This window comes from Maricaulis sp., from assembly GCF_039978735.1.
Taxonomy (GTDB): domain Bacteria; phylum Pseudomonadota; class Alphaproteobacteria; order Caulobacterales; family Maricaulaceae; genus Maricaulis.
This window is the reverse complement of the sequence record NZ_JBDWAS010000054.1, coordinates 43,687-55,174: the sequence shown is the minus strand read 5'-3', so window position 1 is coordinate 55,174 and position 11,488 is coordinate 43,687. Positions and strand designations below refer to the sequence as shown.

9 protein-coding genes are annotated in these 11,488 nt (G+C 65.0%); 2 read left to right on the top strand and 7 right to left on the bottom strand.

Going from position 1 to position 11,488, the window contains the following annotated elements; all coding sequences use genetic code 11:
* Positions 1-448: 448 nt before the first annotated feature.
* Together ABJO18_RS16390 and rnhB are read right to left on the bottom strand one after the other, a co-directional pair.
* On the bottom strand, positions 449-1,528 hold the full coding sequence (locus ABJO18_RS16390) for a site-specific DNA-methyltransferase (protein ID WP_348507965.1): 1,080 nt from the start codon (positions 1,526-1,528) through the stop codon (positions 449-451).
* Between the two features lie 69 nt (positions 1,529-1,597).
* Positions 1,598-2,203, bottom strand: a complete 606-nt coding sequence (gene rnhB, locus ABJO18_RS16385) for a ribonuclease HII (RefSeq protein ID WP_348507966.1) — start codon at positions 2,201-2,203, stop codon at positions 1,598-1,600.
* Between the two features lie 84 nt (positions 2,204-2,287).
* On the opposite strand from rnhB, the gene ABJO18_RS16380 reads away from it, so the two are divergent.
* The gene (locus tag ABJO18_RS16380; RefSeq protein ID WP_348507967.1) at positions 2,288-4,720 is read left to right on the top strand and encodes an EAL domain-containing protein; all 2,433 of its coding nucleotides are present in this window, start codon (positions 2,288-2,290) and stop codon (positions 4,718-4,720) included.
* Between the two features lies 1 nt (position 4,721).
* On the opposite strand, the gene ABJO18_RS16375 is transcribed toward ABJO18_RS16380, so the two are convergent.
* The 5 genes from ABJO18_RS16375 to ABJO18_RS16355 form a co-directional block, all read right to left on the bottom strand.
* On the bottom strand, positions 4,722-5,564 hold the full coding sequence (locus ABJO18_RS16375) for a hypothetical protein (protein WP_348507968.1): 843 nt from the start codon (positions 5,562-5,564) through the stop codon (positions 4,722-4,724).
* 75 nt (positions 5,565-5,639) lie between these two features.
* Entirely contained in the window at positions 5,640-6,776 is a 1,137-nt protein-coding gene (locus tag ABJO18_RS16370) for a PA0069 family radical SAM protein (RefSeq protein WP_348507969.1), read from the bottom strand.
* A gap of 80 nt (positions 6,777-6,856) precedes the next feature.
* Positions 6,857-8,017: a methyl-accepting chemotaxis protein gene (locus tag ABJO18_RS16365; protein ID WP_348507970.1), complete on the bottom strand. Its 1,161-nt coding sequence runs from the start codon at positions 8,015-8,017 to the stop codon at positions 6,857-6,859.
* A gap of 11 nt (positions 8,018-8,028) precedes the next feature.
* Complete coding sequence (locus ABJO18_RS16360) at positions 8,029-8,580, bottom strand: PAS domain-containing protein (protein ID WP_348507971.1); 552 nt, start codon at positions 8,578-8,580, stop codon at positions 8,029-8,031.
* Positions 8,581-8,785: 205 nt separating this feature from the next.
* A complete protein-coding gene (locus ABJO18_RS16355) occupies positions 8,786-9,670 on the bottom strand; it encodes a uracil-DNA glycosylase (RefSeq protein ID WP_348507972.1) in 885 nt (294 codons plus the stop codon).
* 136 nt (positions 9,671-9,806) lie between these two features.
* Here ABJO18_RS16355 and ABJO18_RS16350 point away from each other — a divergent pair, with 136 nt between their 5' ends.
* Positions 9,807-11,480: an electron transfer flavoprotein-ubiquinone oxidoreductase gene (locus tag ABJO18_RS16350; RefSeq protein ID WP_348507973.1), complete on the top strand. Its 1,674-nt coding sequence runs from the start codon at positions 9,807-9,809 to the stop codon at positions 11,478-11,480.
* Positions 11,481-11,488: the final 8 nt, after the last annotated feature.

Here is an 11,488-nt window from a genome sequence, read left to right as displayed (position 1 = left end):
GTCCCGCAAGGGATCCGGGTAAATCTCCGCGTGCGGGATGCCTCGGGCATCACCACCAAAGCTTCAAATCGGACACGCGATGTCCGCCGTGCATCCCGCACCCCTCTCATCGCTCCAGGCGCACAGCGCCGTGGAGGGTTTCGTGTTTCCTCATCTGCAAACACACAGTTTTTCCCGGAAGCGCGCAGCGCTGTCCGGGACCGACTGGAAGCCGCTCACGCTTCACGCAGCAAGCAGATCCCGGATCTGCAGCCTGCCTGCGCAGGCTGAAGCCTGCGCCCGCGAAAGCGGGTGGCCGGGAAAAATGGAAGAGGTTGAAATGCGCACTGCCGCTTTCCCCGGACCTGTTCCGGGGCCTAGCGGCATTTCAGGAGGAGGCTCAACCTGGCCCCGGCACAAGGCCGGGGGAAGTGGAGCGGACCGGGGGAAGGTGCGCTGTGGTCAGAACTCAGCCGTCCAGGGTGGCGCGGACTTCGGCGCGCAGGATGTCGATCGGGGCGAGGCCCTGCTTGGTGCGGACGTGCCAGTAGGTCCAGCCATTGCAGGACGGGGCGCTTTGCAGCTGGGCGCCGACCTGGTGGATGGAGCCGGCGCGGTCGCCGGCGATCAGCGTGCCATCGGCGCGCACACGGGCCGAATGGCGGCCCTTGGGGCAGTAGAGCGTGTCGCCGGGCTTTACCAGGCCGCGCTCGACGAGGGCGCCGAACGGGATGCGCGGCTGGGCGCGCTTGGACTGGGTGACGTTCAGCGCTTCTGTCGAAGCCGGCGTGATGGCGGCCAGGCGGGCGCGGGCGACGTCCAGATAGTCCGGATCGCGCTCGATGCCGATGAAGTGGCGGCCGAGGCGTTTCGCAGCGGCGCCGGTGGTGCCGGTGCCGAAGAAGGGGTCGAGCACGACATCGCCGGGATTGGTGGTCGACAGCAGGACCCGGTGCAGCAGGGCTTCGGGCTTTTGCGTCGGATGCGCCTTCTTGCCGTCCGCGCCTTTCAGGCGTTCGCCGCCCGAACAGATCGGCAGCGTCCAGTCGGAGCGCATCTGCACGCCGTCATTGAGCGCCTTCATGGCGGCATAGTTGAAGGTCGGGCGGGCCTCCTTCGACTTGGCAGCCCAGATCAGGGTCTCGTGCGCATTGGTAAAGCGCGTGCCCTTGAAGTTCGGCATCGGGTTGGTCTTGCGCCAGATGATGTCGTTGAGCACCCAGAAGCCGGCATCCTGGAGAATGCCGCCGACACGGAAGATATTGTGATAGCTGCCGATCACCCAGATCGCGCCGTTCGGCTTGAGCACGCGGCGCGCTTCTTCCATCCAGCCCCAGGTGAAGAGATCGTACTCGTCGAACCCGCCGATCTGGTCCCAGTCATTGTCGACTGCGGAGACCTTGGAATTGTCCGGGCGGTGCAGGTCGCCGCCGAGCTGGAGATTATAGGGCGGGTCGGCGAACACCAGGTCGACGCTCGCATCGGGAAGCGACTTCATCACCTCCACGCATTCTCCCTCGAGAATCTGGTCGATCCGGGACTCTGCCATGACACGCCACTCCACTCGTTCTTGCGAGGGGAAGTTTTCCCGCGCCTATGGCTAACGGGCCGTTAAGCATCAATCAAGTTTTCCACAGCCGGCCGCATCTGGGGATAACCCGGCGATTCGCAGGGCTTCGCGCACCGGCGCATAACTTATTCTGTGGATCGGGCAGGGGCCGAGGGCCATCAGGGCCTCGCGGTGGGCCTTGCTGGGATAGCCCTTGTGCCCCTCGAACCCGTAGCCGGGAAAGCGCCGGGCGGCCTCTTCCATCAGGGCATCGCGCAGCGTCTTTGCAATGATCGACGCCGCGCCGATCGCCGGTTCACGGGCATCGCCTTTCACGATCGCCTCGGCCGGGCAGGGCAGGCCCTCGGGCACGCGATTGCCGTCAATGAGGACCCGGACTGGCTTGACCGGCAGGCGCGCAACGGCCCGCGCCATCGCCGTCATCGTGGCGTGAAGGATGTTCAGCCGGTCGATCTCGGCCGGCTCGGCAATGCCGATCCCCACCCAGGCCTTCTCGCGGATCTCGCGGGCCAGCGCCTCGCGCCGCCGCGCCGTCAGCGCCTTGGAGTCGCCCAGACCGGTGATCGGCCGGGCCGGATCGAGGATGACGGCGGCCGTCACGACCGGCCCCGCAAGCGGACCCCGACCGGCCTCGTCGACGCCTGCGACACGCATATCTGCAGCGTTTTCCACAGCGTTAAGGCAATCCTTGTCTTTTGCTGAGAGGGTCATGGCCAAGCAGTTCCTTCGAGGCGCCGAGTGTATCGCGTTTTCTATTGCGTGACGGTCGAACATGACCTTCGGCTCGTCGCGGTTGCCGCCCTTTTGTGCGCCTTGTCGGCCTTTGCGGCTGTCGGGATGGCGCGCCGCGGGCAGTCGGCACCGGACGACCGGCAGTCCTTGTGGCTGATCGTGACCGGATTCGTCACCGGCGTCGGCATCTGGGGCACACACTTCGTGTCCATGCTGGCCTATGAAGCGCCGGTGCCGGTCGAGTACGGCCTGTTCGGCACGGTCGGCTCGCTTCTTCTCGCCATTTTCGTGACCAGCTGCGGCTGGACCTATGCCGTGCGCATGCCGCAGGCCTATGGCGCCCCGCTGGGCGGCGCCGTCGTCGGCGCCGGGATCGCGACCATGCACTTCATGGGCATCGACGCGATGAATGTCGGTGCGAACATCGTCTGGGACGCACCGCTGGTGCTGGCTTCCATCGGCGCCGGCATGCTGTTCGCGGCGTCGAGCGCAACGGTTCTGGTCCGCGTCCGCAGCCTCGCCGGGCTGGCAGGCGCAGGTGCACTGCTCGTCCTGGGCGTGGTGAGCCTGCACTTCACCGCGATGTCGGCAATGCAGCTGGTGCCGTCCGTTCCCGGCGTGCTTTACGACGCCGCGGTCTCGTCGAAACTGCTGGCCATTACCGTGGCACTCGCCGTGGTCTTCGTGATCAGCGTCGGTCTGGCTGCAGCGGCGCTGGATGTCATCCTCGGTGCCCGCCGCCAGGCCGAGGCCCTGCGTCTGCAGGCGCTGGCCGATGCGACCTTCGAAGGCATCGCCGTCGTCCGCGACGGCCTCGTGCGCGAGGTCAACGAACCGCTCTGCGACATGCTCAGCCTGCGGCGCGCGGATCTGCTCGACATGCCCGTCAGCAAGCTGGCCCTCGATGCGGCCGCGATGTCGGCCCTGGCGGATATCGATGACACGCGGCCGGTGACCTGCCGTCTGCGCGGCCGCAATGGCGGTGGGCTGACGGTGCAGGTGCGGGCCCGCAAGATCGATTTCAACGGCGAGGCATCGGACGTCCTCGTGTTCCGGGATGTCTCCGCGGAGGAGCGGGCACGGGCACGGATGACCCACCTGGCCCACCATGACACCCTGACCGGTCTGCCCAACCGGCTGCGTTTCCGCGAGGCTCTCGACGACGCCATCGAGCAGGCCTGGCAGAACGACACCATGGTCGCGGTGGTGATTTTCGATCTCGACCGGTTCAAGGAAGTCAATGACGTCCATGGCCATGCGACCGGGGACGCGCTGTTGAAGGCAGTCGCCGAACGCATGCTCGACACGCTGCCGGACAAGGCGATCCCGGCGCGCCTGAGCGGTGATGAATTTGCTGTCGTGCTGCCGGATGTGTCCGGTCATGACGAGGTGCTGGGCACCGCGCAGCGCGTGGTCGACCATATCGGCGTGCCGGTGGTCATCGACCAGCTGACGCTGAATGTCAGTGCGTCCGGCGGGGCGACGGTTTTCCCGCTCGATGGCGAGGATCCGGACCGGCTGATGAACCAGGCAGATCTGGCCCTCTATCACGCCAAGGGGCAGGGCCGGAACCAGGTGCGCGGCTTCGATCCCCAGCTTGGCCGGATGCTGCAGGAGCGCCGCCTGCTGGAGGCCGACCTGGCCATGGCGATCGAGGACGAACTCCTGGAACTCCACTTCCAGCCCCAGGTCCGCCTCGGCGATGGCGAGATCGTCGGTTACGAGGCGCTGGTGCGCTGGAATGACGAGAAGCGGGGCTATGTCTCGCCGGCGGAATTCGTGCAGATCGCCGAGGAAACCGGCCAGATCCTGAAAATGGGCGAATGGGTGATCCGGGCGGCCTGCCGCGAAGCGGTCGGCTGGCCCGAGGACCGCCGGGTTGCCGTCAATGTCAGCCCGGCGCAGTTCCGCCAGGGCAATCTCGTGCTCAGCGTCCAGCAGGCGCTGCGGGCGTCCGGTCTCGAACCGGGCCGGCTGGTGGTCGAGATTACCGAGGGCGTGCTGATCGACGATGAGGACCGGGCCCTGCAGGTGATGCGGGCGCTGAAGGATCTTGGCGTGCGTCTGGCCATCGACGATTTCGGGACGGGGTATTCTTCGCTCGCTTATCTGCGCACCTTCCCCTTCGACAAGATCAAGATCGACCGCTCCTTCATCACCGGGATCGAAGACGATCGCGAAGCGCAGATCATCGTCCAGGCGACGATCGATCTGGCGCGGGCGCTGGGCATCAGCGTCGTGGTGGAAGGAGTCGAGACGTTCGGTGAGCTCGCCGCGCTGGGCTGCCAGCCCGACCTCGTTCTGCAGGGCTTCCTGGTCTCGCGGCCGGTTTCACGCGGGCATGTGCCCGGCTTTGACAGTTTCTCGGCCGAACAGCGCCAGGCCATTGCCGACCAGGTCAATGGCGGCAGCGGTGACCTGCTGCGTGACCGCGCCTGATCTAGCGCGGCACTTTCTCAGCCTTGCGCGTCGGACCGCCGCGCATCACACGGTACCAGAACAGGATTGCGCCGATCGGTACGCCAAGCTCCAGTATGACGGGCGCGACCGGGGAGGCATCGACAAAACTGGCGCCGAAGAAGGTGATTTCCAGAAACCGGAAGTAGACGCCGGCTTCCGATGAGGAAATGCCGGGTGCTACCAGATACCAGGCCTCGCTGGTCCAGTTGAAGCCGAAGACCGGGAAACCGGCGATGATGAAGAGCGGCCAAAGGATACGCCGCTTGATCCGCCGGAAGCGGAAGGTTGCAATCAGTGTGATCACAACAAAGGTGAAATTCGCCAGTACGGCTGCCAGGGAAGCCAGGCGGACCGGCGTCATCGCTCCGTCCGTGAAGGAAATGCCCGGATTGGGCTGGAACGCATAGGCATTGACGTGATGCAATGCCCAGGGCTGGTCGCCGGTTCGGGTAAAGGTCAGATCGATCCTCACATGCTCGGCCCCGGTCCGCGTGATGTAGACGAGCGATTGGTTGTCGAGTGGCTGGCCCCCGACGACCTGCGAACGCGAGCGATGGGCGCCTGCCAGTTCCGGCGTATCGAGCCATTCACCGGCCGGCATCCCGGCGAGAAACGCGTCAAGCCTGCCCCGGAATTCCTCCGTGTCTGCCCAGTCTCCAAAATGACGGATCAGGGCTTCGGTATCCCGACTTTCCACGGCCTCGAGCGCGCTTGTGCGCGTCTCGCGCAGATCTTCGGCGACAAAACTCTCATAGACATCCGACTTCCGGCAGCCAGCCAGGCCAGCCGCCAGGACGAGCATCAAGCACACGAAAAGCCGCATTCCATATCCCCCGGGCCTGGATGAATAAAGAGCGTGTTTTATGGCTGACTTGCAAGCTCTGGTTCTCGCGGCGGCTCAGAAAAGACTCGGCTGGCCGGCGGAGCCGAGAGGGCGTTCGAATTTGGAAAAGTCGAGTTCGGTGCGCGGTGCGGTCAGGCCGTAGCGGCGTATGGCAGCGCGCACGCGGTTGACGATCAGTTCGGCCAGCGGGCCCTGGCCGCGGCCGCGCGTGCCCCATTGCGGATCGTAGTCACGCCCGCCGCGCATCTGGCGGATCAGCGACATGACGCGTCCGGCCGCGTCGGGCCGGGCCGTCTGCAGCCATTCGCGGAACAGGTCCTTGATCTCGAGCGGCAGGCGCAGCAGCACGTAGGAGGCATTCACCGCACCCGCTTCGGCGCCGGCCTTGAAGACCGCCTCGATCTCGTTGTCGTTGAGGGCTGGAATGATGGGCGCCATCATCAGCGTGACCGGCAGGCCCGCCTCCGACAGTCCCCGGACCGCCTCGAGCCGGCGGTGGGGCGCTGCGGCGCGGGGCTCCATGTCGCGGGCCAGACGCCGGTCGAGCGTGGTCACGGAAATCGCGCCCTTGGCGAGGCCATCGGCGGCCATCGGGCCGAGTATGTCCAGATCGCGCAGAACCAGCGCTGACTTGGTGATGAAGCTGACCGGGTGCCGGTAGCGGGCAAAGACCTTCAGGATTTCGCGGGTGTGCTGCAGGCGCCGTTCGACCGGCTGCCAGGCATCGGTATTGGCGCCGATCACGATCGGTTTGGGCTGGTACCCCGGCCGGTTGAAGAAGGCCTCCAGCAAGGCCGGTCCGTCGGGTTTGGCGAAGATCACGCTTTCGAAATCGAGGCCCGGCGAATAGCCCCAATAGGCGTGGCTGGGCCGGGCATAGCAGTAGATGCAGCCATGCTCGCAGCCGCGATAGGGATTGATCGACTGGTCGAAGGAAATGTCCGGCGAGCTGTTGGTCGCGACAATGGAACGGGACGCATCCTTCAGGATCGTCGTGCCCAGGCGCGGCGCCGGCGCATCTGCCTCGGTCCATCCATCATCGAAAGCTTCGCGGGCAAAGGCCTCGTACCGGCCCGATGCGTTAGACCGAGCGCCCCGGCCCCGGACGCCGGCCCCCGGGGCGGTGGGGGATCCGGCAGAGGGGGCCGCCTGAGGGGCGTTTAGGGCGTAGCCACCTGGGCGCTCGGTCATGAGCGCACTATGACTCACGAAGAGAACAAATCAAGAACAATTTTCGGGGCGCGGCCGAAAAAAGTGGAAGGCGGGCCGGGTCAGCCCACCTTCCGCAGGTCAACCAGGAAGCTGGAGATATTGTCTCGCAGCGTGTTCAGGCTGCGTTCCTGGCGCAGGAGGATGTCTGTCGAGCTGATCACCGTTTCGACCGAGGCCTGGGTGGACTCGGTGGCGGAGTGAACCACGCCGATGCCGCTGGAAACCTCGCCGGTCCCGGCGGCGGCCTCGTTGACATTGCGGGCGATCTCGCTGGTTGCGGCGCTCTGTTCGGTGACGGCGGCGGCGATGGCATTGCACGCCGTATTGATATCCTCGATCGCCGAGGAGATGACCGAGTTGGCCGACACCGCGCCGGTCATGGTGCGCTGCAGGTCCTGGATCTGGTGGCCGATATCGTCTGTTGCCTGGGCGGTCTGGCCGGCCAGCGTCTTCACTTCCTGGGCGACGATGGCAAAGCCCTTGCCGGCCTCGCCGGCCCGGGCCGCCTCGATGGTCGCGTTCAGCGCGAGCAGGTTGGTCTGGTCGGCGATGGCCTCGATCAGGCGAACGACATCGCCGATCTTGCCGGTCACACCGGTCAGGCCCTCGATCGTCGCATTCATCGCCCGCGACTTCTCGACAGCGCCGGCGGCGAGATCGGCCGAACTGACCACCTGGCGATTGATCTCGGAGATGGAGGAGGTGAGCTCCTCGGCCGAGGCGGCGATGCTCTGCATGTTCGTGGATGCCTGCTCGGCGCCGGCGGCGGCGCTGGTGCAGCGCTCCGAGGCGTCGCTGGAGCGGGCGTAAAGCTGGTCTGCAGTCTCGCGCAGGGAACCGATCGTCTCGGAGACCTTGTCCATGACGTCGGCCAGTTGTGCTTCCAGACCTCCGGCCAGTTCGATGAAGCTCTCATGCCGGGACTTGATGCCGAAGAGCGTGGTGTTCACGGCCTGGGCGGCATTACGGAACGACCCGACCATGCCGGTTTCGGGGATCAGGCGGAAATGCTTGTTCTTGCGGACATACTCGACGCAGGTCTGGCTTTCGCGCAGATAGGCGTCGGTACGGTCGATCAGAAGATTGATGGCCAGTTCCATCTCGGCGATCTCGGGGTCGTCTGACACGCCGATGATACGCTTTTCGAAATCGCCTTCGGCAACGGCGCGGACTATCTCCGCCGCGCGGCGGATGGCCTTGCGTTCCTTGGTCACAAACATCGCACGATCTCCTAGCGATAACCGCGACGCTGGCCCTGGCCGAGCGTGCAGATGAATTCGTCGTATTCCAGGCCGAGATCGGCGAGGTGGCGGGTCAGCTTGTCCGTCGAGGCGGCGAGACCCTGTTTGGCATTCTCGTGCCGGGCCTCTTCCTCGCGCAGGGCGGTGTAGAGCGGGATGACCTCTTCCTTGAGGATGCGCTCCTCCGGTTTGCGGCGGTTGGAGTGATAACCGACAATGTCACCCGCATCGTTGAAACTGGGGGTGACGTGGGCATAGACCCAGTAGTGATCGCCATTGGTGGCGCGATTGATCACATAGGCGAAAATCTCGTTTCCGCCCTGGATCGTCTCCCAGAACATCTTGAATATGCAGCGCGGCATGTCCGGGTGGCGGATGAAGCTGTGCGGCTGGCCGAGCGATTGTTTCTCGGTGACGTTCGACAACTGCTGGAAGATGTCGTTGGCGTAGGTGATGCGGCCTTTCAGGTCCGTCTTCGTGACGATGACCTGGTCCTTGTCGAACCGGCGCTCGACGCCGGTAAGTTGTGTGTCCCGGGACATGAGGAGAGAGCCCTTCCGCTCAAGAGTAAGGCCGGGTCCGGCAAGCCGGATTTGAGCCAGATTTCGCGGAAGACCGTCGCGGTTTTAGGGTTAATCAACGGTTGCAAATCGGAGGTCATAATAGTTTATTACGAGTATGAGTTGCGTCACGGTTTGGGCAATAATTGCAGCGAAATCAGCGCGATAATGCCGTTTTGCGCTGTCGTCAGGACTGCGTCCGGCCAGCAAGGCGCGCTTCCAGGGCCAGCATGTCCTGCCAGGCCAGCCGCTTTTCCGGTGGCCGCCGGAGCAGGTAGGAGGGATGGAAGACGGGCAGGACCGGAATGGTCCGGCCGGTCGGTTCGCCCGCCGCATCGCGCAGGGCATACTCGCCCCACTGGCCGCGCAGCCGGGTGATCCCGGTCGATGTCCGCATCAGGGACTGGGCGGAGATACCGCCGGCGACGACGAGAATGTCCGGTGCCTTGAGGGCGATGTGCCGTTCGATGAAGGGCAGGCACATCGCGATCTCTTCCTGGGTCGGCGTGCGATTGCCGGGCGGACGCCAGTTCAGGATGTTGGAAATATAGAGATCGTCGGCTCCCAGCCCGATCGACGCGAACATGCGGTCCAGCAATTGTCCGGACCGGCCGACGAAGGGCAGGCCCTGTTCGTCCTCTTCCTTCCCCGGCGCTTCGCCGACCACCATGATCCGCGCTTCGCGATTGCCGCGGGCGAAGACCGTGTTGCGGGCGGTGCGCTTGAGCGGACAGCCTTCGAACTGCGCGATCGCGGCCTGCAACGCGTCCAGTGTGGCGGCGCCGGCCGCGAGTTCCCGCGCCGAGGGGCCGTCATCGGATGTCAGGCCATAGCCGGCTGCCCGTGCCGCCGCCGCGGTGGCGGTGCGCTGCGGGGCAGCCTGTTGCGTATCGCGGACGGTGGTGGGTGTTGATGAGGGAGACGCCCGGTCATGCGCCGCACCGGCCGCCGGCGCAGGCCGGGGCCGCTGGATCGGAGCATCGAGCTCGATCCCGGCTTCCTCCCACCACGCGATCAGGGCCTTGAGAGCCTTTTCGTCGTGCGGGTCGAGTGTGGCACCTGGGTTGGACATGGCTTACGCGTACGTCAACGTAATAACTTTGATCCGGACAGCCGGACACGCTAGATGGGTATTCGATCCTAAGGTATGACCGAAGGCCTGCAAGCGGGGCAGTGCTGAAACCGATGAGAAAAGAGTGGGAGCTGGAATGACCGACGCACCGATCGAACGCGAATCCATGGAATACGATGTGGTGATCGTCGGGGGCGGCCCCGCCGGTCTGTCGGCCGCGATCCGTCTGAAACAGCTCGCCGATGAAGCCGGGCAGGAGCTGTCGATCGCCGTGCTGGAAAAGGGCGCCGAGGTGGGCGCACACATTCTGTCCGGCGCCGTCGTTGATCCCAAGGCGCTCAACGAGCTTATCCCCGACTGGGCCGAGAAGGGTGCGCCGCTCAACGATCCCGTTAAGACCGACATTTTCGAAGTGCTCGGTGCGGCCGGTTCGATCAGCCTGCCGACGCTCTTCTTCCCGCCGCTGATGAGCAATCATGGCTGCCACATCGTCTCGCTGGGCAATGTGTGCCGCTGGCTGGGCGAGCAGGCCGAAGCGATGGGCGTTGAAATCTATCCTGGCTTTCCCGCTGCCGACGTGATCGAGGAAGATGGCGCCATCAAGGGCGTGGTGACCGGTGATTTCGGTCTGGCCCGCGACGGCGGTCACAAGGATGGCTACCAGCCGGGCATGGAGCTGCGCGGCAAGTACACGCTGATTGCCGAAGGTGCCCGCGGCTCGCTCGCCAAGAAGCTGATCGGCCGCTATGGCCTGTCCGAGGGCAAGGAGCCGCAGAAATTCGGCATCGGCCTGAAGGAGCTCTGGCGCGTGAAGCCGGAGAACCACAAGCCCGGCATGGTGAAGCACACCATGGGCTGGCCGCTCGACAATTCCACCGGCGGCGGCTCCTTCATGTACCACTATGGCGACAATCTGGTCTCGATCGGTTTCGTCGTTCACCTCAACTACAAGAACCCCTGGATCTCGCCCTTCGAGGAATTCCAGCGCCTGAAGACGCACCCGGCGATCCGCGACGTGCTGGAAGGCGGCGAGCGCATCTCCTACGGCGCCCGCGCCATCACCGAAGGCGGCTTCCAGTCGGTTCCGAAACTGGCTTTCCCGGGCGGTGCGCTGATCGGCTGTTCGGCGGGCTTCGTGAACGTGCCGCGCATCAAGGGCAGCCACAACGCCATGAAGACCGGCATGCTGGCGGCGGAAAGCGTGTTTGCCGCCATCGGTGCCGGCCGCGCGCATGACGAGCTGGCGGAATATCAGGCGGCTTACGAGAATTCCTGGGTCGCCAGGGACCTCAAGGCTGTGCGCAATGCCAAGCCGCTCTGGTCGAAATTCGGCACCACGATCGGTATCGCCCTGGGCGGGCTGGACATGTGGTGCAACACGCTTTTCGGCGGCTGGTCGCCCTTCGGCACGATGGGTCACGGCAAGACCGACGCCGAAAGCACGCAGCCGGCGGAGAAGTTCCGCAAGATCGATTACCCCAAGCCGGACGGCAAGCTGACCTTCGACCGTCTGTCCTCGGTCTTCATCTCCAACACCAATCACGAGGAAGACCAGCCGGTTCACCTCAAGGTGGCCGATATGGATCTGCAGAAGGCCTCCGAACTGGAGGTCTATGGCGGCCCGTCGGCGCGCTATTGCCCGGCCGGCGTCTATGAGTGGATCAAGGACGAAACGACGGGCGAGGAACGCTTCCAGATCAACGCCCAGAATTGTGTCCACTGCAAGACCTGCGACATCAAGGATCCCAACCAGAACATCAACTGGACCACGCCGGAAGGCGGCGGCGGTCCGATGTATGCGGGAATGTAATCCGGCGC